Origin of the sequence: Streptomyces sp. NPDC002619 (assembly GCF_042889305.1) — a bacterium.
In the GTDB taxonomy this organism is placed as follows: domain Bacteria; phylum Actinomycetota; class Actinomycetes; order Streptomycetales; family Streptomycetaceae; genus Streptomyces.
The window spans coordinates 232590-257390 of the sequence record NZ_JBIAQV010000007.1 but is presented as its reverse complement, the minus strand read 5'-3'; the positions used below and the strand labels follow the sequence as shown (position 1 = coordinate 257390).

At 72.7% G+C, this 24801-nt stretch carries 25 protein-coding genes; 14 read left to right on the top strand and 11 right to left on the bottom strand.

All coding sequences use genetic code 11. The annotated features are described in order from the left end of the window. Nucleotides 1–17: 17 nt before the first annotated feature. The 5 genes from ACFYXB_RS15550 to ACFYXB_RS15530 are packed head-to-tail and all read left to right on the top strand — an operon-like array spanning nucleotide 18 to nucleotide 4056. Nucleotides 18–680 carry a DedA family protein gene (locus ACFYXB_RS15550; protein WP_351348038.1) on the top strand — a complete coding sequence of 221 codons (663 nt, stop codon included), beginning with the start codon at nucleotides 18–20 and terminating at the stop codon, nucleotides 678–680. Next, nucleotides 677–1279, top strand: a complete 603-nt coding sequence (locus ACFYXB_RS15545; RefSeq protein ID WP_389582072.1) for a phosphatase PAP2 family protein — start codon at nucleotides 677–679, stop codon at nucleotides 1277–1279. Before ACFYXB_RS15550 ends, ACFYXB_RS15545 begins: the two co-directional genes overlap by 4 nt. Beyond that, on the top strand, nucleotides 1276–2073 hold the full coding sequence (locus ACFYXB_RS15540) for a phosphatase PAP2 family protein (RefSeq protein WP_389582069.1): 798 nt from the start codon (nucleotides 1276–1278) through the stop codon (nucleotides 2071–2073). The genes ACFYXB_RS15545 and ACFYXB_RS15540 overlap by 4 nt, the downstream gene beginning before the upstream one ends. Further along, nucleotides 2027–2692, top strand: a complete 666-nt coding sequence (locus tag ACFYXB_RS15535) for a response regulator transcription factor (RefSeq protein WP_389582066.1) — start codon at nucleotides 2027–2029, stop codon at nucleotides 2690–2692. The genes ACFYXB_RS15540 and ACFYXB_RS15535 overlap by 47 nt, the downstream gene beginning before the upstream one ends. Beyond that, complete coding sequence (locus tag ACFYXB_RS15530) at nucleotides 2689–4056, top strand: sensor histidine kinase (protein ID WP_389582063.1); 1368 nt, start codon at nucleotides 2689–2691, stop codon at nucleotides 4054–4056. Before ACFYXB_RS15535 ends, ACFYXB_RS15530 begins: the two co-directional genes overlap by 4 nt. A gap of 7 nt (nucleotides 4057–4063) precedes the next feature. Here ACFYXB_RS15530 and ACFYXB_RS15525 read toward each other — a convergent pair whose 3' ends face one another. The 4 genes from ACFYXB_RS15525 to ACFYXB_RS15510 form a co-directional block, all read right to left on the bottom strand. Further along, nucleotides 4064–4879, bottom strand: a complete 816-nt coding sequence (locus ACFYXB_RS15525; protein ID WP_389582060.1) for a hypothetical protein — start codon at nucleotides 4877–4879, stop codon at nucleotides 4064–4066. A gap of 68 nt (nucleotides 4880–4947) precedes the next feature. Beyond that, nucleotides 4948–5805: a proteasome subunit beta gene (prcB, locus tag ACFYXB_RS15520; protein WP_389582058.1), complete on the bottom strand. Its 858-nt coding sequence runs from the start codon at nucleotides 5803–5805 to the stop codon at nucleotides 4948–4950. Between the two features lie 98 nt (nucleotides 5806–5903). After that, on the bottom strand, nucleotides 5904–6851 hold the full coding sequence (locus tag ACFYXB_RS15515) for a lysylphosphatidylglycerol synthase domain-containing protein (RefSeq protein ID WP_389582055.1): 948 nt from the start codon (nucleotides 6849–6851) through the stop codon (nucleotides 5904–5906). Further along, nucleotides 6848–8326 carry a hypothetical protein gene (locus ACFYXB_RS15510; protein WP_389582113.1) on the bottom strand — a complete coding sequence of 493 codons (1479 nt, stop codon included), beginning with the start codon at nucleotides 8324–8326 and terminating at the stop codon, nucleotides 6848–6850. Before ACFYXB_RS15510 ends, ACFYXB_RS15515 begins: the two co-directional genes overlap by 4 nt. A 168-nt stretch (nucleotides 8327–8494) precedes the next feature. Between ACFYXB_RS15510 and ACFYXB_RS15505 the strand changes: the two genes are divergently transcribed. Together ACFYXB_RS15505 and ACFYXB_RS15500 are read left to right on the top strand one after the other, a co-directional pair. Further along, nucleotides 8495–8878: a BlaI/MecI/CopY family transcriptional regulator gene (locus ACFYXB_RS15505; RefSeq protein ID WP_351348053.1), complete on the top strand. Its 384-nt coding sequence runs from the start codon at nucleotides 8495–8497 to the stop codon at nucleotides 8876–8878. Next, entirely contained in the window at nucleotides 8875–9768 is an 894-nt protein-coding gene (locus ACFYXB_RS15500) for a M48 family metalloprotease (RefSeq protein WP_389582051.1), read from the top strand. Before ACFYXB_RS15505 ends, ACFYXB_RS15500 begins: the two co-directional genes overlap by 4 nt. Nucleotides 9769–9775: 7 nt before the next feature. Here ACFYXB_RS15500 and ACFYXB_RS15495 read toward each other — a convergent pair whose 3' ends face one another. Further along, nucleotides 9776–12118: a glycoside hydrolase family 65 protein gene (locus ACFYXB_RS15495; protein WP_389582048.1), complete on the bottom strand. Its 2343-nt coding sequence runs from the start codon at nucleotides 12116–12118 to the stop codon at nucleotides 9776–9778. After that, complete coding sequence (locus ACFYXB_RS15490; protein ID WP_389582045.1) at nucleotides 12115–12852, bottom strand: beta-phosphoglucomutase family hydrolase; 738 nt, start codon at nucleotides 12850–12852, stop codon at nucleotides 12115–12117. The genes ACFYXB_RS15495 and ACFYXB_RS15490 overlap by 4 nt, the downstream gene beginning before the upstream one ends. 109 nt (nucleotides 12853–12961) lie before the next feature. On the opposite strand from ACFYXB_RS15490, the gene ACFYXB_RS15485 reads away from it, so the two are divergent. Next, nucleotides 12962–13639, top strand: a complete 678-nt coding sequence (locus ACFYXB_RS15485; protein WP_389582042.1) for a nucleoside/nucleotide kinase family protein — start codon at nucleotides 12962–12964, stop codon at nucleotides 13637–13639. Between the two features lie 23 nt (nucleotides 13640–13662). Here the strand turns inward: ACFYXB_RS15485 and ACFYXB_RS15480 are convergent, their stop codons facing one another. Beyond that, on the bottom strand, nucleotides 13663–14217 hold the full coding sequence (locus ACFYXB_RS15480; protein ID WP_389582039.1) for a TetR/AcrR family transcriptional regulator: 555 nt from the start codon (nucleotides 14215–14217) through the stop codon (nucleotides 13663–13665). Nucleotides 14218–14269: 52 nt separating this feature from the next. Then, nucleotides 14270–16105, bottom strand: a complete 1836-nt coding sequence (locus tag ACFYXB_RS15475; protein WP_389582037.1) for a hypothetical protein — start codon at nucleotides 16103–16105, stop codon at nucleotides 14270–14272. 174 nt (nucleotides 16106–16279) lie between these two features. Between ACFYXB_RS15475 and ACFYXB_RS15470 the strand changes: the two genes are divergently transcribed. From ACFYXB_RS15470 to ACFYXB_RS15460, 3 genes are all read left to right on the top strand, one after another. Further along, on the top strand, nucleotides 16280–17989 hold the full coding sequence (locus ACFYXB_RS15470; RefSeq protein ID WP_389582036.1) for an ArnT family glycosyltransferase: 1710 nt from the start codon (nucleotides 16280–16282) through the stop codon (nucleotides 17987–17989). 133 nt (nucleotides 17990–18122) lie between these two features. Next, nucleotides 18123–19046, top strand: a complete 924-nt coding sequence (locus ACFYXB_RS15465; protein WP_389582033.1) for a MurR/RpiR family transcriptional regulator — start codon at nucleotides 18123–18125, stop codon at nucleotides 19044–19046. 403 nt (nucleotides 19047–19449) lie between these two features. Further along, nucleotides 19450–19830 carry a hypothetical protein gene (locus ACFYXB_RS15460; protein WP_389582031.1) on the top strand — a complete coding sequence of 127 codons (381 nt, stop codon included), beginning with the start codon at nucleotides 19450–19452 and terminating at the stop codon, nucleotides 19828–19830. A gap of 296 nt (nucleotides 19831–20126) precedes the next feature. Here ACFYXB_RS15460 and ACFYXB_RS15455 read toward each other — a convergent pair whose 3' ends face one another. Both ACFYXB_RS15455 and ACFYXB_RS15450 read right to left on the bottom strand, forming a co-directional pair. Beyond that, nucleotides 20127–20732 carry a peptidoglycan-binding protein gene (locus tag ACFYXB_RS15455; RefSeq protein ID WP_389582028.1) on the bottom strand — a complete coding sequence of 202 codons (606 nt, stop codon included), beginning with the start codon at nucleotides 20730–20732 and terminating at the stop codon, nucleotides 20127–20129. Nucleotides 20733–20797: 65 nt separating this feature from the next. Continuing rightward, the gene (locus ACFYXB_RS15450; RefSeq protein ID WP_389582026.1) at nucleotides 20798–21637 is read right to left on the bottom strand and encodes a hypothetical protein; all 840 of its coding nucleotides are present in this window, start codon (nucleotides 21635–21637) and stop codon (nucleotides 20798–20800) included. 199 nt (nucleotides 21638–21836) lie between these two features. Between ACFYXB_RS15450 and ACFYXB_RS15445 the strand changes: the two genes are divergently transcribed. Further along, nucleotides 21837–22571, top strand: coding sequence for a TetR family transcriptional regulator (locus ACFYXB_RS15445; RefSeq protein WP_389582023.1), 735 nt, complete (start codon nucleotides 21837–21839; stop codon nucleotides 22569–22571). A 175-nt stretch (nucleotides 22572–22746) separates the two neighbouring features. Beyond that, the gene (locus ACFYXB_RS15440; protein WP_389582020.1) at nucleotides 22747–23166 is read left to right on the top strand and encodes a Zn-ribbon domain-containing OB-fold protein; all 420 of its coding nucleotides are present in this window, start codon (nucleotides 22747–22749) and stop codon (nucleotides 23164–23166) included. Nucleotides 23167–23191: 25 nt separating this feature from the next. Here the strand turns inward: ACFYXB_RS15440 and ACFYXB_RS15435 are convergent, their stop codons facing one another. Then, nucleotides 23192–23578: a PPOX class F420-dependent oxidoreductase gene (locus ACFYXB_RS15435; RefSeq protein WP_389582018.1), complete on the bottom strand. Its 387-nt coding sequence runs from the start codon at nucleotides 23576–23578 to the stop codon at nucleotides 23192–23194. Between the two features lie 147 nt (nucleotides 23579–23725). On the opposite strand from ACFYXB_RS15435, the gene ACFYXB_RS15430 reads away from it, so the two are divergent. Then, a complete protein-coding gene (locus tag ACFYXB_RS15430) occupies nucleotides 23726–24793 on the top strand; it encodes a hypothetical protein (RefSeq protein WP_389582015.1) in 1068 nt (355 codons plus the stop codon). Nucleotides 24794–24801: the final 8 nt, after the last annotated feature.

Here is a 24801-nt window from a genome sequence, read left to right as displayed (position 1 = left end):
CGAAAGGGCGCGCGACGATGACCACTCCCCTGCACCTGTCGTCGCAGCTTGCCGTCAACGTGCTGGACGCCCACTCGCTGCTGGCCGCCTTCGGTGTGCTGGGCGTCGGTGTGGTGATGTTCGCCGAGACGGGGCTGTTGATCGGTTTCTTCCTGCCCGGAGACTCGCTGCTGTTCACGGCGGGCCTGCTGTGCACCGGCACCGCGGGCAGCGGCGTGCACCTGTCGCTGGCGCCGCTGCTGGTCGCGGCCGCGGTGGGCGCGCTGGCCGGGTCGCAGTGCGGCTATCTCCTGGGCCGGAAGGCGGGCGGGGCACTACTCACCCGCAGCCGCTCGGCCCGGCTGCACGAAGGCGCGGAGCGTGCCGAGGAACTGCTGGAGCGCTACGGACACGCGAAGGCGATCGTGCTGGCCCGCTTCGTGCCGGTGGTGCGGACGGTGCTCAACCCGATGGCCGGGGCGCTCGGCGTGCCCGCCCGGACGTTCACGCTGTGGCAGACGGTCGGCGGGCTGGTGTGGAGCGTCGGTCTGACCCTGGCCGGCTATGCGCTGGGTTCCACGATCCCGAGCGTCGACAAGTACCTGCTGCCGGTGATCGCGCTGATCGTGGTCGTGTCGCTGCTGCCGCTCGCCGTCGAGGTGCTGCGCTCCCGCCGGGCCGCCAAGGAGGTCCGCGGATGATCCTCGCGTTCCAGGGCTCGTCGATCGACGGGCACGCCTACACGGACGTGGTGCGGCTCGCGCAGTCCTCCCCCTCCTGGCTGGACGACTCGGTCACGGTCTGGTCGGCGTACGGGCTCGCCCTGTTCGCGGTGCTCATGACCGTGGGCTGGTGGCGGGCGCGCCGAGTGAGCGCGACGGCGGCGCTGACGGCGCTGGCCGTGCCGGTGACCGTGGTGGTGGCGTTCGCCGTGGACGCCGTACTGAAGCTGCTGGTCCACGAGGTGCGGCCGTGCCGGAGCCTGCGGGTGAGCACGCTGGAGACGTGTCCGGCGCGGAGCGACTGGTCGTTCCCGAGCAATCACGCGGCGATCGCGGCCGCGGCGGCGGTGGCCCTGTTCTTCGTGGCCCGCCGGCTGGGCGCCGTCGCGGTCGTGGCGGCCGGTGCGATGGCGGTCTCCCGGGTCTGGATCGGCGTCCACTACCCGCACGACGTGATCGCCGGTGTCATGATCGGCGGCCTCGTCGCGTTCGGGTCGATGCGGGCGCTGCGCCGGTGGCCGCGGGACCTGGCAGAGCGGCTGGCCGCGACCCGGCTGCGGCCGCTCCTGGTGTCATGAACCGCAAGGGTGTCGCCGAACTGGCGGGCAGCGTGGGCCTCGGTGCCTGGACGGCGTTCGGCGTACTGGCCATGGTCGTCGTCGGCGGTCACGGTGCCCCGCTGTATCTCGACGACGGCCTGCTGCACTGGTCGGTCGAGCATCGCCCGGAGATCGCGATCGCCGTGGCCCGCGGGGTGACCGCCACGGGTACAGGCGTGATCCCGTACGCGCTGGTGGTACTGGCCGGGCTGATCGCGGGGCGGACCGCACGGCAGCGACTCGCCGCCGTGCTCCTTGCCGCCCTGTGTCTCGGCGCGGGCCAGGCCGTGCGGTACGGCGTGATGGAGCTGGTCGGCCGGCCCCGCCCCGCCGAGTCCGACTGGCAGACGCACGCCTCGGGTTGGTCGTTCCCCTCCGGCCACAGCACGACGGCCGCGCTGACGGCCGGGCTGGTGATCCTGGCGATAGCCGTACGCGCCCCACGCGGCAGGCTGCCCCTGTGCCTGGCCGTCGGCTGCTGGGGCGCGCTCGTCGGACTGACCCGGGTCTTCCTCGGCGTGCACTGGTTCACCGACGTGATCGGCGGCTGGCTGTTCGCCGTCGGCTGGCTCGGTGTCTGCCTGTGCGCGGCGGCCTGGTGGCTCCCGGGGCGGCTCGTCCCGGGAGCCGGGAAACAGGCCCGCGCAACCGGCGCGGCGAACCGTACGACACCCCCCGCCGGCATCCCGCACCCCACGGACCCGGCCACCACTCCCCAGGAGGACCATGCGCCCCAAGATCCTGGTCGTCGAGGACGATCACGCCCTGCGTGACGTCCTGCGGCGCGGACTCGGCGACGAGGACTTCGACACGGTGTCCGCCCCCGACGGCGCGACGGCCCTGCGGCTGGCGACGCCCGACGTGGCGGCCGCGGTGCTGGACGTCGGGCTGCCCGATGCGGACGGCCGGGACGTGTGCCAGGCGATGCGCGCGGGCGGCTTCCTCTCCCCCGTCATCTTCCTGACCGCGCATCACCGGCTGACGGACCGGCTGTCGGGGTTCTCCGCCGGGGGCGACGACTATCTGCCCAAGCCGTTCCATCTGGCCGAGCTGGCCGCCCGGCTGCGGGCGGCGCTCAAGCGGGCCGTTCCGCGGCCGCCGACGGCCGTCGCGGGTGGCCTGGTGCTGGACGCCGTACGGCACCGGGCCACCGTGCACGGCACCCTGATCGAGCTGACCCCGACGGAGTTCCGGCTGCTGGCCACGCTCACCTCGGCAGGCGGCGACCTCGTGAGCCGGCGCGTACTGGTGCGGGCAGGTTGGCCTCAGGGCGCACACGTCAGCGACAACAGCCTGGACCAGTACCTCACCCGGCTGCGGCGCAAGCTGCGCGAGGCGGGCAGCGAGCTGACGATCGGCACCGTGCGCGGGATCGGTCATCGGCTCGTATGAGGCACCCGCTGCGGCACCTGCACCGCTTCGCGCCGCGCACCCTGCGGGGCCGGCTGTCGCTCATCGCGCTGACGACGGCAACCCTGCTGATGGTGATCCTGACCGTGGTGTTCAACACCGTGGTCCGGCACCGCCTCGACCGCGAGGCGGACGACGAGCTGCGCACCCGAGCCGCGGCCGTCGCCACCACCGTGGACACGCACACCGGGACGGTACGGGTCCTGGAGACGTCCAACGACACGCTCCTGGACGCCAACGTGTGGATCTACGCGGGCACCCGGCTGCTGGAAGGGCCGCCGACCCACAGCGGCACCCTCACCCGGGCGGCCGACGCGCTCGCCGCGCACGGGGTCCGCGGCTGCGCCACCGTCGCCGCGCACGCTCCCATACGGCTGTGCGCCGAGCCGGTCCGCGGGCACCGGGCGCCGGCCATGGTCGTGACGGCGCTCGACCTGTCGCCGTACCGGAGTTCGGCCCGGACCCTGCTCCTGGGCTCGTTCGCCCTGGATGCGGTCATGCTGGCCTGCACCTACGCGCTGACCCGCCTGGCCGTCGGCCGGGCGCTGCGCCCCGTGCGCACCATGACGGACCAGGCCACCCAGTGGAGTGCGGTGGCCTCCGACGAGCGCTTCGGCGGCACGGACCGCCCCGCCGAACTGGCAGTACTGGGCGCCTCGTTGGACGCGCTGCTGGATCGTATCCGCGCCGTGCTGCGCCACGAGCGGCAGCTGACCGGCGAGTTGTCGCACGAGCTGCGCACCCCGCTGAGCCGGATCGTCGCCGAGCTGGACTGGTGGCGCGCACGCCCGCGTTCGGCGGCCGAGACCCGGGCCGCGCACGAAGTGATGGCCGAGGCGGCCCGGTCGATGCGCACCATCTGCGACACGCTGCTCGCCGAGGCCCGCGACGGCATACCCACGGCCCCCGGCACGGCGGAGGTCCTGCCCGTCCTGCGCCGCGCCGTCGACGCGCTGGACGTCCCCGCCCGGCTGGAGGTCACCGTCACCGGCGAGGACGCGCCGCTGCGTGCCGGGGTGCAACCGGCGCTCCTGGAGCGGATCGTGAGCCCGCTGCTCGCCAACGCCCTGCGCCATGCCCGTACGAGGGTCACCGTCACGGTTCACCGGAGGGCGGCGGACGGAGTGCGCGTCGAGGTCACGGACGACGGTCCCGGCGTGCCGGAGTGGTTCGCCGGCGCACTCTTCCAGCCGGGGCGCCGGGCCGATCCCGGGGACGGGCACGGCGGAGCGGGCCTCGGGCTGCCGCTCGCGCGACGCCTGGCCCGCTCCGCCGCCGGTGAGGTGTCCCACGATCCGGAACACGGGCCGGGGGCACGGTTCGTGGTGACCCTGCCCGCCGGGTAGCCGCAGGTCACGCGGCCGGTACGGCCCGCTGCTCGGTGACGTCCTTGCGGGTGACCGAGAGGAAGACGACCAGGCCGAGGATGACCGTGAGGAACAGGACGCTGGTCACCACGGTGCCCAGGCCCAGTCCGCCGTCGCCGGCCGGCTGGGACAGGTAGTCGCCGATCGAGGCGCCGAGCGGGCGGGTGAGGATGTAGGCGATCCAGAAGCTCCACACCGCGTCGAGGCCGAGCGCGAAGTGGGCGATGCCGACCGCGGCGATGGCGAGGGCGAACAGCACGGCGGCCAGCCAGTATCCGAGGTTCATGCGCTCGGAGACGAGGTCGCCGGCCGCGGTGCCGAGGGCGAAGGTGAACAGGACGGCCAACCAGTAGAAGGCCTCGCGGCGGCCGGTGTCGATGCTGTGGATCGACAGGGTGCGCTCGCGGCGGTACCAGACGGCGAACACGATCGCGAGGACGATCGCGAAGACCGCTGTGCTCGTCTCGAGCGGTACGCCCAGGTTGTCGGTGAGGTTGTCGCTGATCAGGGTTCCGACGACGCTGATGAGGGCGACGGCGAGCCAGTACACCCCGGCCCGGTAGGCCTTGGTGCGGAACTGCACCACGAGGACGACCGCGAGCAGCGCGCTCATCAGCAGCGACACCCCGGTCAGGCCGAGTCCGGCCTTCTCGTTCAGCAGGTCGGCCGCCGTCTCGCCGACGATGGTGCACAGCACCTTGATCACCCAGAAGTAGACGGTGACTTCGGGCACCTTGTTCCAGCGCGACCGGCTGCTCGGGATCGGGGCGCCGGCGTGGGCCAATGAGGTCTCTGATGTCATGAGGCCGACGGTGCTACCGGAAACCTGAACCCATCCTGCCTGTCGGGCGCCGCCCGTGAAGGCGCGGCTCACACAGCGGCGCCCGGCCCGTCCGGGCGGTCGCGGCGCTGTTCGACCATCTCGCGGGTGAGGTCCTCCGTCTCCTGCTCGGGCAGCCGCTCGAAGCCGTCCTCGGTGATGACCGAGATGATCGGGAAGATCCGGCGGTTGATGTCGGGGCCGCCGGTGGCCGAGTCGTCGTCGGCCGCGTCGTACAGCGCCTGGAGCGCAACCAGGGCGGCCTCGCGACGGGACATGTCCGGCCGGTACAGCTTCTTCAGGGCGCCCCGGGCGTACGGGGAGCCGGAACCCTCGGCGTGGAAGTCCGACTTCTCGTACAGCCCGCCGACCACGTCGAAGCTGAAGATGCGGCCGCGTTCCCCGTCGGGCGCCGCGGGGTCGTAGCCCGCGAGGAGCGGTACGACGGCGAGGCCCTGCATGGCCTGGCCGAGGTTCTCGCGGATCATGGCGGCGAGCCGGACGGCCTTGGCGTTGAGGGTCATGGGGATGCCCTCGATCTTCTCGAAGTGCGTCAGCTCGACCTGGTAGAGCTTGACCATGTCCAGCGCGAGCCCGACGGAACCGGCGAAGGCCACCGCCGTTTGGTCGTCCGCGGGATGCACCTTCTCCAGGTCGCGCTGGGCGATGAGGTTGCCCATGGTGGCCCGGCGGTCGCCGGCGATCAGCACTCCGTCGCGGTGGGTGAGGGCGAGCACCGTGGTGCCGTGCGGGACACCGTCGGGTGCGGCCCGCACGCCGTACGGCAGCGGGCTCCGCGTGGGCAGCAGGCCGGGCCGGTGCGCGGCGAGGAACCGTGTGAAGGACGAGGACCCGGGGACGAAGAACTCCTCCCCGAGCCTGCCGTCGCCTGTGTCGCTCTCTGCCATGGCGCTCCCCCTGGTGCATCGGTTGGCGTTCGGCTCGTGCCGACGCTGCCACTGAAGCGACTCCTACCTGAAGGGGGCGCGCGGGAAACGCCCCCAGTTCATAGCGTCCGGCGCCGCACGAGTGCTCCGAGCACGAGCAGCCCTGGGACCAGCGGGAGCCACACGGTCAGCAGGCGGTAGCCGAGCACGGCGGAGGCGGCGAGGGCGGCCGGGGCGCCAGAGGCGGTGAGCGCCAGGGCGAGCGCGGCATCGAGCGAGCCGAGGCCGCCCGGGGTGGGCAGCAGGGCGGCGGCGCTGCTGGCGGCGAGGTAGAGCAGGGCCACCTCGGCCGGGGGCAGGGGGAGTTCGACTGCCTGGGCGACGGCGATCAGCACGAGGGAGTGCAGCGCGGCGAAGGCCAGTGAGCCGCCCCACAGGGCCGCGGCGCGCGGAGGGCTCGCGTGCACGGCCCGGATGTCGGCCAGTACGGCGGCGAGCGCGCGCCTGCACCGGGGCCCGAGGCGGCTGCTGAGCAGAACGATCACCACCGCGGCCGCGGCGAGTACGGCCACCAGCGCGGCCGGCGGCACGTGCGGGACGCGCAGCAGGCCCGGGCTGGCCGGGACGAGCGCGGCGATCAGTGCGCAGCGGGTCACTCCGCCCGCGGTGGCCTTGACGGCCAGGGCGCTCGCAGAGCGGCCGGCAGGCATTCCACAGCGCATGAGGAACCGGAGGTTCACGGCGCCCGCGCCGAGGCCCGCGGGCAGTACGTGGTTGGCGGCGGAGGCGGCGAACTGGGCGGCCACCAGCTGGGCGCCGGGCAGCCGTCGGGTGACCGCTCCCTGCTGGGCGAGCGCCGAGGACGCCCAGGTCGCGACCGCCGCCGTCGCACCCACCAGCAGCCAGCCGTGGTCGGCGACGGCCAGCCGCACGGCCCCGGTGTGCACGGCGGGCCAGTGCCGCCGTGCCAGGTAGGCGGCGCACAGCAGCACGGCGAGGCAGAGGGCGCTGTGCCAGTAGGCCCGTCCGCGGCCCAGGGCAGTGGCGAGGTTCACCGGGGACGTCATGAGCCGGCCGCCGGGACGGCGTGGTAGAGGCGCAGTCCCTCGAAGGGCTCGGAGGGCCAGTGCCGGGCGTAGGCGGGCGGGCGGCTCCCCGCGGTGACGAGCGTGGCGACGGGGGTGTGGCGGGCGGTGCGTTCGACGGCTGTCCGGGTGGTGTTGGCGTTGTGGCCGCTGGTCGCGGCGGAGGAGCAGCCGGCGTAGAAGGCGATCGGGATGGCGTCGTGCCCGGTGAGCAGACAGGGCGGTCGGACACCGAGGCGGTGCAGTTCGCCGGCGGTGCGGGCCCAGGCCTGGTGGGCGGCGGTGGTGCGGCCGACGGTGTGCTCCAGGACGGCGAGCTGGATCGCGAGGTGCCCGGCGAGTCCGAGCGCCACCAGGGTCACGGCGACCGGACGCCGGGCGGGCGCGGACGCGGTGACGAGGCGCAGGAGCACGTCGGCGACGGGGAGGGCGAGCAGGGCGTAGGCGGGCAGCAGGAAGCGGGGTGCCGCGTACTCGATCATGAAAAGGTAGGGGACGGCCGCCGTCACACCGCACGCCAGCGGCAGCAGGGTGGCCGTGGTGCGCCGGGCCCGGACGGCGAGGACCAGGCCGAGCACGGCGAGCAGCGGCAGCACGAACCACCAGACGGTGACCACCGGGTTCGGCATGGTCCCCGTGCACGGTCGGCACAGGGCCCGCCCGCCCAGACTGCGCAGTTGGTCGGTCACGGCGACGTGCCAGCCGAGGCCGCCCTGGATCGCCGAGCCGTCCTTGAGCCGCTGCGCGAGACCGCCGTAGGAGACGTACGCCTCGACGACCCACTCGACGGCGCCGGCCGCGAGCCCGGCGAGAAGGGCGAGCAGCGGACGCCAGGCGCGGCGGTACAGCGCGAGGGCGAACAGGGGCAGGGTCGCCCAGACGGCGTCGGTGGGCCGCATCCACGCCATCAGCGCCCCGCTCGCCATGAGGCCCCACAGGGCGCGCCGCTCGCCGGGGGCGCGCAGGAAGCAGCCGACGGCGGCGAGGGCACCCACGGCCACCCAGTAGTTGGGCATGACCTGCGGGCCGTAGAAGAGCGTCACCCACAGGGAGGCGAACAGGGCGCCCGCCAGGGCGAGGACACGCGTCGGGAACAGGCCGCGCCAGGCGCGCAGCGCCAGGAAGAGGGCGAGGCCGGAGAGCACGGCGAGGTAGACGCGCAGCAGCGGTGTGGACGACGACCAGGCGGTGACGGGCGCGACGAGCAGGGAGATCCCGCGGGCGCGGGGCGCGCTGAAGAACGCCGCCGGGGCGTGTGCGCTGATCTGGCTGACGTACACGGTCTCGTCCCAGCCGAGACCCATCCCGGGCCGTACGAGGACGAGTTGGGCCAGGGTGAAGAGGGCCGCCACGGCCGCGAGGGGGCCGCCCGCGCGGGCAGCGCGGAGGCCGCCGGACACGTACGGTGGTCGGTCGCGCCGTGTCCCGGCGAGTGTGGCGTTCGCGCTGCCGGACATCATCCACCCCTCGTATCCCTACACGCCGTAGGGCTGCTGACACCCTACAGCGTGTAGTACCTAGGGCGGGAGTCAGGGAAAACACGGTCAAAATAGCCCACTTCAGAGGAGTCCGCCGTGCGGACACCGCCATGGGTCCGACGGCCCTACGCGCTGTAAGGTTGGGGCATGGCTGGCACAGATTCCCGGGGCAGAGTGGAGCGGCGCAGTGCCGGGGAGCTGGAGAGCGAGGTGCTGGCCTCGCTCTGGGCCACCGAGCGTCCGCTGACACCGGCCGAGATCCAGGCGGAGATCGGCGGCGGCCTCGCCTACAACACCGTGCACACCATCCTCAAGCGCCTGTACGACAAGGGACTTGTGCTGCGGGACGCCGACGGGCGGCGCGGCGCGTACCGGCCGGCGAAGAACGCGGCCGAGCTCACCGCCGAGGCCATGCACGAGGCCTTGGACCGCGGCCCCGATCCGATCGCCGCCCTCCAGCAGTTCGTGACCGGTCTCAGCCCCGAGGAGGAGCGGGCGCTGCGCGACCTGCTGGGCGGGGGCGGCGCATGAGGTTCGACGTCTACACACCCCTGCTGCTGTCGCTGCTGCTGCCCGTGATCAGCCCGGCGATCGGCAGAAGGGTCGCCCCCGCGCTCGCCGCGCGCGTGCTGACCTCCGCCGCCGTACTGACCGCCGCGGCGACCACCTGGTCGCTGGTGCTGCTGGCCACCGCGCTGCTCGGCGACGCGCCGCCGGTGGTCCGCGAGGCGCGCGAGGACGGGCGGACGCTGGCCGATCCCGTGCCGGAGGTCATCGGGATCGCGGCGATCGTGGCCCTGGCCGTCGTCGTCTGGCGCGTCCACCGGGCCGTACGGACCGAACGCGGCACCCGGCGGGCGCTGCACCGGCTGTGCGCGGGGCACCCGGCGGACACCGAGCTGATCGTCGCCGCCTCCCCGGTGCCACAGGCGTTCGCGATCCCGGGCAGCCCGGGCCGGATCCTGGTCACCTCGGCGATGCTGTCCGCGCTGGAACCGGCGGAGCGCCGGGTGCTGCTCGCCCACGAGCGCGCCCATCTGGCCCACCGGCACGGCCTCCTGGTGACCGCGGCCACGCTGGCGGCCGCGGCCAATCCGCTGCTCGGTCCGGTCCGCGCAGCCGTGACCTATCTCGTCGAGCGCTGGGCCGACGAGCAGGCCGCGGACACCGTCGGCGACCGCGGTGCCACCGCCCGAGCCCTGGCCCGGGCGGCGCTCAGCGCGGGCCGCGCCCGCCCGGCCTGTGGCCTGAACTTCACGGACCGCGCCGTCACCCGCCGGATCGCGGCACTGCAGACGAGCCCGCCCCCGCGCCTGTGGTCCGCGGCCGCGGCCGTCCTCGCCCTCGGCACCCTCGCGGCCTTCCTCGCCGTCGACGCCACGGGCGACCTCTTCGGTGTGCTCTCGAGCGTGCTGACGTAACCGGGCGTCAGCAGCGGGTCGGCGCCCTGTGCGGGGGCTGTTCGGGCGCGGGGCGCGGCTTCGGGAGCGGTATCGCGCGGATGGCGGGACCGTCGGCGCGTACGGTCATCGGCTCCCCGTGGTGGTGCAGCGTCAGCGGCGGGCCGTCCAGGAGCGTGTACGTCGCCTTGTCGGCGTGGATCTCCACGCGCAGCCGTCGGCCAAGGAGCTGGAGGCTGAAGGCGAGGCGGCTGATCCGCTCGGGCAGCCGTGGCGCGAAGCGCAGTCCGTCGCCGTGCCGGCGCATCCCGCCGAAGCCCGCCACCAGCGCCATCCAGGTACCCGCGAGGGACGCGATGTGCAGCCCGTCGCGGGTGTTGTGCTCCAGGTCCTGAAGGTCCATCAGCGCGGCCTCGGCCGCATAGGCGTGGGCGAGGCGCAGATGGCCCGCCTGGGCGGCGATCACCGCCTGGCAGCAGGCCGACAGGGAGGAGTCCCGCACGGTCAGCGGCTCGTAGTAGGCGAAGTTGCGGGCGACGTGCTCCTCGTCGAAGAACGCGTCGCACGTGTACATGGCCAGCACCAGGTCGGCTTGTTTGACGACCTGCTTGCGGTAGAGGTCGAAGTAGGGGAAGTGCAGCAGCAGCGGGTACTGGTCGGGCCGGGTGCCGGAGAAGTCCCACGGCTGGTAGCGGGTGAACCCGGCGTGCTGTTCGTGCACCCCGAGGTCGCGGTTGTACGGCACGTGCATGGCCTCGGCCGCGTCCCGCCAGGCGGCGCTCTCCTCCGCGTCGACGCCGAGCCGGGCGGCCTGCCCCGGGTGGCGTTCGACGGCGTCGGCGGCGGCCAGCAGGTTCGCCCGGGCCATCAGGTTCGTGTACGTGTTGTCGTCGGCGACCGCGCTGTACTCGTCCGGGCCGGTGACCCCGTCGATGTGGAAGGCGCCGTGGTGGTCGTGATGGCCGAGCGAGCGCCACAGCCGGGCGGTCTCCACGAGCAGTTCGACCCCGGTGTCGCGTTCGAAGCGCTCGTCCCCGGTGGCCGCGACGTAGCGCACCACGGCGTCGGCTATGTCGGCGTTCACATGGAAGGCGGCGGTGCCCGCCGGCCAGTACGCCGAGCCCTCCGAGCCCTCGATGGTCCGCCAGGGGAACGCGGCGCCGCCGAGGCCCAGCTGAGCCGCGCGCTCCCGGGCGGCGGGCAGGGTGTTGTGCCGCCAGCGCAGCGCCTCGGCGACGGCGCCGGGCGCGGTGTAGGTGAGGACGGGCAGCACGAACATCTCGGTGTCCCAGAAGGCGTGCCCGTCGTAGCCCGAGCCGGTGAGCCCCTTGGCGGGAATGGCGCGCTGCTCGGCGCGCGCACCGGCCTGCAGGACGTGGAAGAGGGCGAAGCGGACGGCCTGCTGGATCTCCTCGTCGCCGTCCACCTCGACGTCCGCGCGGGCCCAGAAGTCGTCCAGATAGGCGCCCTGTTCGGCGAGGAGGCCCTGCCAGCCGTCGTGCGCGGCGGCCGCGAGGGCCGCGTCGACCTGGTCGCTCATGGCGGGCAGGGAGCGGGTGCCGGACCAGCCGTGGGCGACCAGCTTCTCCACCCGCAGCCGCTGGCCGGGCTCCAGGACGGAGGTGACCGTGAGCCGGGCCACGTCTGCGTCGCTCTCGCTGCGCGTGGTGGTGCGTCCCGGCCCGTCCACCACGTGGTCGGCGGCGACCGCCACCCGAAGACCGCTGCGCCGGGTGCGGTGCACGAGCCGCAGCCGGTGACCGGCCGCGAAGTTCTCCTCCGCCTCCAGCGGCGACTGGAGCGCCACGGCCGTACGCGGGTCGCCGTTCGGCTCCGGCAGCTGCTCGTTGGCCACCAGCTCCGACTGGATCACCACCCGGGTGCGGCGGCCGACGGCCTCCACCTCGTACGCCACGGCGGCCACCGCCCGCTGGGTGAGCGAGACGAGGCGTGTCGAGCGGACCCGTACGGTGGAGCCGGCCGGGGACGTCCACTCGCAGGTCCGCTCCAGGACCCCGCGACGCAGGTCCAGGGTCCGCTCATGGGCGACGAGTCGGCCGTAGCGCAGGTCGAACGGCTCGTCGTCGACCAGCAGCCGCAGGATCTTGCCATTCGTGACGTTGATGACGGTCTGGCCCGATTCCGGGTAGCCGTAGCCCGCCTCGGCGTACGGCAGCGGGTGCAGTTCGTGCATGCCGTTGAGATAGCTGCCCGGCAGTCCGTGGGGTTCGCCCTCGTCGAGGTTGCCGCGCCAGCCGACGTGCCCGTTGGACAGCGCGAACACGGACTCGCTCTGCGCCAGGACGTCCAGGCCGAGTTCGGTCTCGCGCACGGCCCACGGTTCGACGGCGTACGACCGTTGGGTGATCACTCCTTGCCTCCCAGTTCGGCGAGGTCCCCTACGACGACGTCGGCGCCGTGCGCGTACAGGGCGGCGCCCTGCCCGACGCGGTCGACACCGACGACGTATCCGAAAGCGCCGGAGCGGCCGGCGTCCATTCCCGCGAGGGCGTCCTCGAAGACGGCGGCCTGCGCCGGCCGTACGCCGAGGTCGTGGGCGGCGGCCAGGAAGGTGTCGGGGTGCGGCTTGCCCGGCAGCCCGCGTTCGGCGGCGCTCACGCCGTCGATCCGGACGTCGAAGAGGTGCTCGGCGTCGATCGCCCGCAGGACGTCACGGGTGTTGGCGCTGGAGGAGACGATCGCGGTGCGCAGACCGTGCGCGCGGGCGGCCTCGATGTAGCGCAAGGTGCCCTCGTAGGGTTCGACGCCCTGGGTGCGGATCCTCTCCAGGAGGAGGACGTTCTTGCGGTTGCCGAGGCCGTGGACGGTCGGGGCGCCCGGTGGGTCGTCGGGGTGTCCCTCGGGCAGTTCGATGCCGCGGGAGGCCAGGAAGGTGCGGACGCCGTCGGCGCGGGGCCGGCCGTCGACGTACTCGTCGTAGTCGCGCGCGTCGAAGGGGCGGTAGTGTTCGCCGTCCTGTTCGCGCAGGAACGCGTCGAACGTGTCCTTCCACGCGGCGGCGTGTACGACGGCCGTCTTGGTGACGACCCCGTCGAGGTCGAAGAGGCAGGCCAGGATTTCGCCGGGCAGACCGAGCTCTGTCATACCCAGCACTGTTCCCCACCCGGCGCGCCCAGAGAGTGTCCTGGGCCACACCCGGCCCACTTGTCGGCGAACTCACACCCGTCGCCCGCCGGGTGTCACACTCTGCTGTGTGCCGCTGACCTTCGACGACCTCCTGCTGCGCGCCCGCTCCCTCGCCGAGGGCGGAGGACGCGCGATCCTCGGGATCGCCGGCAGCCCCGGCGCGGGCAAGACGACGCTCGCCGCGCACCTGGTGCAGGCGTTGAACGGGTCCGGCGAGCCCTGGGCCGCACACGTCCCGATGGACGGCTTCCACCTCGCCGACGCCGAACTGGACCGGCTCGGCCGCCGGGACCGCAAGGGCGCCCCCGACACCTTCGACGCGGCGGGCTACGCGGCACTGCTGCGCCGGCTGCGCGAGGACAGAGACGACGTGGTGTACGCCCCCGGCTTCGAGCGGGTGCTGGAACAGCCGATCGCCGGGGTCATCCCGGTGCCGCCGGAGATCCGGTTCGTGGTGACCGAGGGCAACTACCTGCTGCTGGAGACCGGTTCATGGGCCCGGGTACGGCCGCTGCTCGACGAGGTGTGGTTCTGCGAGGCCGACGAGCAGGAGCGGATCCGCCGCCTCGTCGCCCGGCACGAGGAGTTCGGCAAGGACCATACGTCGGCGCTCGCCTGGGTGCTGGGCACGGACCAGCGCAACGCCGACCTGATCGCGACCACCCGCGACCGGGCCGACCTGATCGTCCCGGACACGGCGCTGCCGGCGCCCTGCGCACCGAGCGGAACGACGGCGACGGCCTGAGCGGCGCTCACGTACTCACGCGCTCAGGCCCGCAGCACCGCCGTCGCCGCCGCCACGACCGTCGCGCGGCGCCGCGCCCGGTGCCCCTCGGTTCCCACGCCCGGCGCGAGCGGCGAGTTGCTCAGCGACAGCAGGACCATCAGATCCCGCAGCTCCGCGGCGGGCAGCGTGCCGGGCAGCCGCCCCTGAGCCTGCGCCTCTGCGATCGCCTCGGCCTTCTCCCGCTGCGCCACGGCGACGGCCTCCGGCACCGGCAGATCGGGGCGCTCCAGCTGACGCCAGGCGGCGAGCCGTACGACGTCGGGGTGGGCCTCGTGGTAGTCGAAGAGGCGCGCCGCATAACCGGGGAGGTCGGAGGCGTCCATCGGGACCGCGGTCACCATCTCGACGACCAGGCGGCCGTAGACCGTGTCGAACAGGTCGGTCTTGCTGCCGAAATAGCGGTAGAGCAGGGCGTTGTTCACGCCCGCGTTGGTGGTGATGCGGTCGACCCGGGCGCCGGCGATGCCATGGCGGGCGAACTCCTCGGTCGCCGCGTCGAGGATCTTCCGGCGGGTGACGTCTGCGTTGCGGGCCATGTGTCCAGATTAGGTAAGTAGGTTCCTACCTGCAAAAGCCTCGGTCCACGTCTCATACGAACAGGGTCAGTTCGGGTTCGCCGAGCGGGTCGCCGGACGCCTCTCCGATCACGGCGGTGAAGGCCTCGGTCCGCACGGTCAGGCCTCCTTCGCCGGCTTCGAGGGCGGGCGTGAAGGAGCCGTCGGGGCCGGGTCCGTACCGTACGGCGAAGACGTGCAGTCCCTCCGGGGCGCCCGGCGCCGGGCCGGCCTCGAGGGCCGTCGAGCTGACCAGGTGACGCCAGCCCTCGTCCGGGTTGCCGTAGACGCGCGGGTCGGCGGCCAGCTCGAACGCCGCCTGTTCCTGGGTCAGTTCGGCGCGGGCGTCGAAGTGGTCGACGCCCTCGGCGGCGGGATGCGTCAGCCGCATCCCGCCCGCGGACACCGCCTCGGCCCTCGCCGTCCTGCGCACCCGGTCGCCGTCGTCCGCGGCGTACGGCAGCCCGGCCAGCAGGTACGGCGCCCCGTCGAGCCGTTCCAGGGCGACCGTCACCCACAGCCGGGTGCCGTCCGTGACGTACAGGGACCGCACGTGCCGCAGCACGTGGTCGCGGCCGACCACCGGCTTGGTGACCAGCTTCGCCGTCAGGCCGTCCGCGTTCAGGTCGCGCACCCGGACCACGCCCATGGGGCGGCAGAACAGGAATCCGTCGAGGACCGGGCCGAAGCCGTGCTGCCGGTCGACGGCGGCCGGAAGACAGTACGTTCCGCCTGCCTCGATCAACGACGGGGTCATATGGTCGTCGAAGGCCACCGACACCGTGCCCGAGCGCAGTTGGTGCCGGGCCGGACGCGCGGACGGCTCGCGGTGCCAGCGCGAGGTGTCCTGGATCTGCCACACCAGCATCCAGGCGAAGTGCCCGTCGATGCCGCCGTCGGCCTGCGCCGCGTGCCGGGCCCAACGGGTGTCGCCCCGGTAACGGCCCAGGTCGGAGCGGATACGGCCGCTGAAGTAGCGCAGCCCGAGGACCGACTCGAACCCGGAGTGCTGCTCGCTGTAGCGCGGGCCGCCGAGGTCGAAGCCGCCTCCGGTCAGACGGGCGTCGATGTAGCGGGCAAGCGTGTCCCCGTCCTCGGCGAAGACCTCCTCGCCGCTGACGCGGTGGGCCTGCGCGAGGAAGGAGAGGGAGATCGGGCCGTAGTTGTTGTCGTACGCGCCGCCGTGTTCCGGGGGCAGCAGCGCGCCCCGGTCCCGGACGCGGCGGGCCCGGATCTCGTCGGTGTAGAGGGCGAGGGCCCGCGCGCGCACCGACTCGCCTTCGTCCCGGGGCAGATGAGGGGCCAGCATGAGGCCGCCGACGACACAGCCGATCGCCTGGTTGCCCGCCTCCTGTGGGTTGAAGAAGGTCGCCTCCGTCAGCCGGCGCCAGTAGCCGTGGGCCAACTCCAGGAGTGCGGTGCGCTGTTCGTCGCCGAGGAGCCCGTCGGCCGCGTCCAGGACGTTGACCGCCTGGAGCAGGGCCCACACCGTGCTGGGCCAGTCGCCGAGGGGGTGAGCTCCGGCCTTCAGGACGTAACGTGCGTACGGGAGGCCGGAGTTGCGGATCCTGAGGTTCGGGTAGCCGGGGTTGTCGTCGGTGTGGACGCGCTCACGCAGATGGAAGGCGAGGCTGCGGTGCACTGCCGCCGGCAGGCGCGGGTCCCTGCCGCGCTGCCAGGCGAGCGCCAGCAGGGAGGTCACACCGAGGGAGGTGTCGCCGACGTCGAGGCGGGCGCCGGGGTGTTCGAGGCTGCCCTCGGGCGTCAGCCGGGCCAGGGCCTGCTCGGTGACATCGGCGAGGACGGCGTCGTACGCCTCCGGGGTGTCCGGCAGGTCGTGCAACGGGCGGCGCTGGTAAGGAAGACGCACGGGAGATCAGCCCCTTCAGTCCGGTGGTCGCCAGGCCATGGTCAGGGTGGCCGAGGGCGCGCGGCCGGTTCGACCGTGCCGAGATGAACTCGAACGGGCCGCGTTACGTATTCGTGTGTACGGCAGAGGGTCTGCCGGTACGACTCGTGAAGCGGTGACGGCGCCGCGGGGCGGATGATGGCGCGCGAACTGCACCCGGTCCTCGAACCCGAGGTCCACGACGACGACACGGTACGTGGGGCCACCGGTCCGCGCCTGTACGCCGCACTGCGGCACCGGCGGCGCCGACTCGTGCCGCTCCTTGTGGTGCTGCTGCTCGCCCAGATGGCCGTGGCCATGGTGACGACGGCGGTGGAGCAGACTCCGACGATCGACGAACCGGTGTACGTGGCCACGGCCACCGACTATCTTCGCGAGCACCGACTGCGCTACAACCCCGAACATCCGCCGCTCGGCAAACTTGTCATCGCGGCCGGGGTGGCGATCGCCGACCCGCACTACGACGCGTCGTACACCGGCAGCCAGGGGCAGGTGGGGCGGCATCTGCTGTACGAGTCCGGCAACGACCCGTGGCGGCTGATGCTGTGGGCCCGGCTGCCGATGATCGTTCTGACGCTGCTGTTCGGGCTGGTCGTGTTCGCCTTCGCGCGCGAGGTCGTGGGTACCTCAGGCGGGGTGGCCGCGCTCGCGTTGTACGCCTTCTCCCCCGATGTCGTCGCGCACGGTTCGCTGGCCACGCTGGACGTACCGGCGGCCGGTTTCGTGCTCACGTCGGCGTGGCTGGTGTGGCGGGCGCGGCGACGGCCTCGGCTGTATCTGCCGCTCGCCGGAGTGGCGCTCGGGGCGGCCGTGGCGACCAAGATGAGCGCGCTGCCCGCGCTCGGGGCCCTGATCCCGCTCGCCCTGGTGTCCGTGTGGCACGCACGACGCGGCCTCGAGGGGCGGGCCGAACTCCGCCGGACCCTTGCGGTGGCGCTGGCGGGGGCGGCCGTGGTGGCGGTGGCCGCGATCGCCGTCGTCTGGGCGTCGTATCTCGTGGTCGATCCGCGCCTGCGCTTCACGCCCGCAGAAGCAGTGCCGGTCGTCCACGGGCTGCGCGAGCGACTGGTCGAGCTGCTGCCGTTCCCACGCGCCTACCGGGACGGGATGCGCGTCCAGTTCGGACTGGAGGACTACCCGTGGCAGGGCTATCTGTTCGGGCACCTGTACACCGGCTCGCTCTGGTACTACCTGCCGGCCGCCCTGCTGGTGAAGACACCGCTGGGCATGCTCGTGCTGTGGGCGGTGGGTGCGGTCGCGGTCGTGGCGGTACGGCGGCTGCGGCCCGCGGCGCCGTACGTGCTGCTCCCGCCCGCCCTGCTACTGGCGGTGGCGATGGACGGGGCCCGGGACTTCGGCACGCGGTACGCCGTGTTCGTGCCGATGTTCCTGGCGGTCGCGGCGGCCGGAGTCCTGGCCCTGAGGTGGCGATGGGCGCCCGTGACAGCGGGGGCGCTGGTGCTGTTCGTCGCCGTCAGTTCGCTGCGCACGTTCCCCTACTACCTGCCGTACTCCAACGAGGCGTTCGGCGGACCGGCGAAGACGCACCTGCGGCTGCACGACGCCAACGTGGACTGGGGCCAGGACCTGGGCCGGCTCGCGGAGCGGCTGGATTCGCGGTACCGGGGTGAGCGGATCTGGCTCGTCTACAAGGGCAGTGGTGTGCCGTCGTACTACGGCATCCACGCGCCCGACCCGCGCAAGGTGCCCGTCGGCGAGGTGCACGGGCTGCTGGTCGTATCGGATTCGTCCGTGGCCAAGGCGCGCGGCAGACTGGCCGAGTTGATCGACAGCAGTCGTCCGATCGATGAAGTCGGTCATTCGATCACCATCTACCGGCGCTGATCACCTCCGCGCCGGTCGATCACCGGGGGTCGGTCGCCGGTCCGCGGGGCGCTCGGGCGTGCCCGCACAACCTCTGGTCACCACGGTCCGTGAGCTATGTTGAATCTTCGTGGGAGACAAAGGACGCGCACCGGTGCCATCGCCCCAGCAGGCACGCGCGCAGGCATCCGCGATCACCTCGGGCAAGACCGTGCCGGCGGCCGAAGCCGCACCGACCTCCCAGCTCAGAGAACTCTTCGACGGACACGGGCTGTCCCCCGGGCAGCGCCGTATCGCCCAGTACCTCATCGAGCACATCACCGAGGCGGCGTTCCTGTCGATCACCGATCTCGCGGAGCGGGTGGGGGTGAGCCAGCCGTCGGTGACGCGTTTCGCCGCGGCCGTCGGCTTCAGCGGTTACCCCGCTTTGCGCGAGAAGCTCCAGTCGATCGCGCTGGGCGCGCTCGCCGTCAGCCCCGGGGCGGCCGAGGTGAACCGTGCGAACGAACTCCAGGCGGCCGTCGACGCCGAGATCCAGAACCTGGAGAACCTGCGCCGGGACTTCGCCGACCCCGACCGGGTGATCAGGATCGGCCGTGAACTGTCCCTGTCGGCCCCGCTGACCGTGCTCGGGCTGCGCATCTCCGTGTCGCTGGCCGAGTACTTCGCCTACGCCGCCCGCCGTATCCACCCCGACGTACGGCTGGTGACCCGGGGCGGCAGCGTGGCGTACGACGCGCTGCTGCAGTCCCGCGAGGCCGGCGGCACCTGGGTGCTGGCGTTCGGCATGCCGAGGCACGCGCAGGAGACGCTCACCGCGATCCGGGTCGCGCGCGGCGCGGGACTGCGGGTCGCGCTGGTGACCGACCTGGCGCTCGGGGCGCTCGCCGACGAGGCCGACGAGACCTTCACCACCGGCACCGGCTCCCGTCTCGTCTTCGACTCCTACGCCGCACCCGGCCTGATGTCCGCCGCACTGCTCCAGGCGATGACGGACGCCGACCCCGGGCGCACCCAGGCGCGGCTCGAGGAGTACGAACAAGTCGCCGAGCAACACCACTTCTTCCTGAAGGACTGACGTACTCCTCGGGACCGGCACAGCTCGTAACAGGATCATTCATGGCATATCACGCATGAATGTTTTCATACGTCTTGCAAAGCGGACGGCATATATAAATACTGCACACGGATCGCGCCCGGCCCGCTCCGGGCACGTTCCGCATCCACGGACTCACCCCTCGCACCCGCCCCGAGAAAGCCGGACCGCCCGTGCGCACGAAGCACCACTCGCCGCGCAGGCAGCCGACACTCGGGGCTCCTGAACGGACACCCGCAGCCGCCGTCTCCTACCCGCGTCGGCGCCGGGGGTGTTCGATCGGGCATCGCCTGCGCGATTCGCCCGTGGCGGCCCCGGTCATCCCCTAGGCCGGGGCCGCCCCACCCGTCGGACCACCCCGCACGACGCCGCACACCCGGAAGCGATGACCATGCAACTGACGACCACGCGCATCAGCCCGGACTGGCCCTGCCAGGTCAAGTCGCCTGGCAGCTACGACTGGGAGCGCTCGGCGGCCCGGTGGCTGCGCGAGCTGGTGCCGGCCCGATATGCCAGCTACCCCGCGCTGATCCGCCACCCCGTGCTGCTCGCGCGGCACGCGCAGATCCAGGTCCAGCACGAGATCCGGGTGGCGCGGACGGCACTTCACACCGCGCGGGCCGAACTGCCGGTGCTGGGACTGCCCGAGTCGGTCATCGAGCACACGATCAAGCTGTACGCGGCCGAACTGATGCAGCTTCAGCACATCGCCCGCAGCGTCCGCGTCGTCATGGAGGCCCTGGCCGGGCACAGCGCGGGCCGCTGACTCGACGGCCCCGCACGGGAGCCCGGCCCGGTCAGTCGTCGTGGCGGTGGAACCAGTACCAGCACGCGCCGGCGACGAGAGCCAGCAGGAACACGGCGGGCAGCACGAGGCCGGGTACGCGGGAGCCGTTCATGAGCGGGGCCTTCGGTCTTCGAACGTCGGTCCGCGGCTCCGGCGGGCGGTGCGCGGACACCGGCGGCCGCGATGCATGGGGTGACGGCCCATGGTGCCGCGTGACAGCTGCCCCGCCCAAGTCCTTTCCCGCGTGTTGCCCGGCGTTCGAACCCGCCCGCTCGTCAGCCGGCGTCGGTACTCGTGCGGGACTCCAGTGCCTGGCGGGTGTCGTTGCCGTACACGCCCGTCTCGTCGCCCCGGATCCCGTACCAGAGCTGGAATCGCGCCACGGCTTCGGTGAGTTGGGCGTCGTAACGGCCGTTGACGGTGCCGTCGCGGTAGACGTCCGGGATGCGCAGGAGGCGTTCCTGGAGTTCGGTGACCTCGGGGCCGCTGTCGCCCTGGCGGAGGGTGCCGAGGCCGTCGGGGACCGTGACGGAGGGGGCGGGGGCGGGCGTGGCCGCGTCACCCCTGCCGGGCAGCAACAGTGCGCAGCCGAAGCCGACGAGGGCGGCGGCGGTCACGGCGACCAGGGCGGCGGCTCCGCGAAGGCCACGGCCTGGGCCGACGGGGCCGGTGGCGGGCACGCGCGGCAGTTCCTGCGTCCGGTCGTCGGCGCCGTCAGTGTCGTGGCTCCGTGCCGTCGTGACGGTCTCATAGTCCTCGGCGTCCTGCCGTACCTCGCGCATGAGCTCCGCGAGGGCGTCGAAGCGACGCGGGCGCAGGACGCGTACGGGTTCGAGGGCGGGACCGCGCTGCGGCTGGTCCGGGTCCGGCGGTGTCGACACGTGCTCTCCTTCCGCGGTCCCCGGGAAGTGATACGGGCGCACCGGCCCGCCGGTTCAGCCCGTCCTCACGCGTCGACGAAGCGGCTCAGAGCCACCGTGAGGGCGGCGACGAACGCGTCCCGGGCCTCGGCGGTCAGGGCGTCCAGGGACAGGTACGGATTGAGGTCCTCCAACTCGACCAGAAGGAGAGCGCCGTCGTGGGCACGGCAGGCGTCGACGCGCTGGATACCGTGTTCGATGCCGTTCCAGTCGATGAACCGCCGGGCGAACTCCAGGTCCTCGTGGCTCGGCGTGTACGGCTCCAGCCGCCAGCGCTCGTCCGGGTCGGGCGCGTAGAGGGCGTACTGGAAGTCGTGGTCGACGAAGTAGAAGGACACCTCGTACGCGAAGTCCACGCACGGCTGCACGAGGACGGACCCGTCGGACAGTCCCCTCACCCGGTCGAGCACCCGGTCGGCGGGGACGATCTCCAGTCCTATCGAGTCCGCGCCGAGCTTCGGCTTGACGACGTAACGCTCGGACTCGGGCAGCCGGTCCAGGGATGCCGCGCGGTCGACGGTGGGGATGACCGGGAAGCCCGCCGCGCTCAGTTCGAGGAGGTACTGCTTGCCCGCCATGTCCGCCCGGCCGGTGAGCTGGTTGTAGACCCGCACGCCGTCGCGCAGAGCACGCGTACGGAAAGCGTCGTACGCCGCCTGGTACGCCAGCACGGGGCCGCTGTTGCGGACGACCACCGCGTCGAAGCCGTCCATGAGCGCGGACGCGTCCAGCGGATGACACAGAGCGAGGTCGAAGTGGTCGCGGAGCCGGGAGGTCAGATGGATGTCCTCGTCGCAGTAGCGGCGCCCGCGCGCCGGGTACGCCAGGTCGGTGACGTAGAGGATGCGGGGACGGGCGGCGGACATGCGGGTTTCCTCGACCTTCTGGGGCAGCGACGGCCCGGAGTGCACCGGGCGCCAAAAGGTTACGTCGGAGTGCGGACGGCTCCCGCCTCGGCCGTCACGAACCGTTCCGGCGTTCGCCGGGCGAGCACGAAGGCACTCAGTTCCCCAGGGCACTTGCACTGAGTGCCATCCACGTCGGCCGGGTGCTACGTTCGCGTTCATGAGCTCCAGCAGCGCGGCGCCGACCGCGAAGCCGCCGATGCGGGACGCCCTGGTCGCTGCGGCTTTCCAGCTCTTCCTGGAACGCGGCTACGAACAGACCACGATCGACGACATCGTGGCGCTCGCCGGCGTCGGACGGCGCTCGTTCTTCCGTTACTTCCCCTCGAAGGAAGACGTGGTCTTCCCCGACCACGAGCGCTTCCTGGCCGGCATGACCGCCTTCCTCGCCGCCAGCGACGACGCGCACGAACCGGTACAGCGGGTCTGCGACGCGGCCCGTCTGGTACTGGGGATGTATGCCGAGAACCCGACCTTCTCCGTGCAGCGTTACCGGCTCACCAAGCAGGTCCCGGGGCTGCGCGCGTACGAGCTGTCGGTGGTGTGGCGTTACGAGCGCGCCCTCGCCGAGTATCTGCGCGGCCGCTTCGCGCACCGCCCCGACGGGACCCTGCGCGCCGACGTGATCGCGGCCGCGGTCGTCGCCGCGCACAACAACGCGCTGCGCTCCTGGCTGCGTTCGGATGGCGAGGGCGACGCCGACGCCGCGGTGGACCGCGCGCTGGGATACGTCCGGTCCACGTACGGCGCCGGCCGGCCCGTCGCCCCGCCCACCGAGGAACGAACGGGGGTACGACCCGAGCAGCCCGATGACGTAGTCGTTCTCGTCTCCCGGCGTGACGCTCCCTTGTGGCGAGTGGTGCAGGAGTTGGAGTCGGCACTCGGCCGCGGCTGACCGCTTCCACCGAGTGGCTCCATCCTGCTAAAAATCGGGGGTACGGAGTGCCTTTACCGCTGACACTGAGTGCCATACGCTGTCGCTGTGCGCGGTGGCACCGAGAACCGGGCACAGGTGTGCCCGTTCGTTCCGGGCACGCGGGATTCCGGCCGAGCGCAGGGAGTTGACCAGCGTGTACCACCACTCAGGAAGCGCCGCGCAGCCGACGGCGGGCGGCACCGCGACGGGCGTCCTCGACGCCAAGCCCGCGGACGCCAGGGACGCCCTGCTCTTCCAGCGCTGCACCTGGTGCGGCACTGCCATGTACCAGCGGCTGCTGTGTCCGGTGTGCCAGGGCAGCGACCTCAGGACGGAGCGCAGTGAGGGCGTGGGCACGGTCCGGCACTCCGCGATCGTGCACCGCAACACCCCGGCCGCGCGCAACGTCTCCATGGTCGAGATGGCGGAGGGGTTCGTCGTGCGGGGCCGGGTCATGGGTCCTGCCGTCGGCATCCACAGCGGGGACCGCGTGCAACTGTCCACGGCCAAGGACCCGGTGCGCGGCGAGCCGGTCTTCCAGCTCCTGGACGAGCCGTACCGCGCCTGGAGTTGACGGCGACGACGCCGGGGCGGTGTCCTCAGGGCGTCAGGGTCACCCGGATACCGACGGTGCCGTCCAGGCCGTGGCGCAGTCGGCTGCCGAGGAGAGTGAGGCGGCCGGTGATGCCGTACTTGCGGGCGATGAGGTCGCGGTAGCGGGCGGTGGTGGCCGGGTCGCAGATCTCGGCGGTGGCCGGGACCTGGTCGCCGGTCGGGCGGCCGCGCAGGTCGCAGGGCCCGACCAGGACGTCGCCGCGGCGCCGGATCCGCTTGGTCTTCCAGGAGTCGGCGGCGGTCCAGACGCCGAGGGTGTCCCCGTCCCGTACCACCCAGACCGGGGTGGCGACCGGGGTGCCGTCCTTGCGGTAGCTGGTGACCAGCAGGTATTTGCCCGCGCCGAGGCGGTCCAGCGGCTTGTCCGTCATGCCCGGCAGTCTAGGAGCCCGTCACTCAAGGCGGCTCAGGCGTACGTGGTGGTGAACTCGGGTGCCGCGCCGAACTGGTAATCCCGTCGAAGTCCCGGCCGGTCGTGCGGGATGCTGGTCGTGGGACTCACGACAGGGGACTGGGCTGTGACCTGGAATCGGGCGCAGGGGGAGCGCGGAGCGGGAACGGCGGCGGCGCGGGGAGCGGGAGCCGCGCGGGACGGCCGCTTCGTGGAGGTCGCCTGTGACGAGTCCGGTTCGGACGGCGAGAACCTCACCGGCGGGAACACCGACGTCTTCGCGCACGCCGGCGTACGACTGCCGATGGACACGGCCGCCGAGTGCCTGCGGGAGATACGCGACCGCATCCGCTCCCCCGCCGAGGAGTACAAGGCCAACCATCTGCTGCGGGAGAAGCACCGGGCGGTGCTGGAGTGGCTGCTGGACGCTTCGGGGCCGATCCACGGGCGGTCCCATGTGCACCTCACGGAGAAGGCGTACTTCGTGGTGGACCGGGCCGTGGGCCTGCTGCTCGGCGACGACGACAGTGACGACGCGGTGACGCTGTTCCGGGCTGGGCCGGGGACGTTCGGTGCCGAGCGGTGGCGGGAGTTCCTCGCCGTGTCCAACCGGCTGCTGCGGGTGCGCGGCAGCGAGGGGGACCCGCCGGTGGACGCGTTCTTCCGGACGGTGGACGGCCTGTGGCGGGCGCATCCGGGCACGGAGGCGGCGGACGTGCTGCGACGCCTCGCGGCGGCCCGGCCGCGCGCGGATGCCTATCGGGCGCGGGTGGAGGACACCCCGGACCTGATCCCCCTGCTCAATCCGCTGCCGCCGGCCGTCGTGCGGACGGCCGCGTACTGGAGTGCGGGTGGTGCCACCGTGAACCTGGTGCACGACCGGCAGAACTTGCTGACTCCGGAGCGGATCGCCTGGATCGAGGAGAGCGCGCGACGCGAGGGGATCGCCCTGGGCGGGCTGCGGCTGGTGGAGTCGCGGCTGGACGCGCGCGTGCAGATCGCCGACTTCCTCGCCGGGATCGCCCGGAAGATCGCCTCGGACGAGCTGGGCGGGCGCGGGGACGCGACCCTGACCGCGCTGCTGCGGCCGTACGTGGGCGCGGAGTCGGTCTGGGGCGACCCGGACAGCTGGTCGCGGCTCGGTCCGGCTGCCGAAAACGCCGTACGAGCAGTGGATATCAACACCGGCGTCTAGATTGCGTG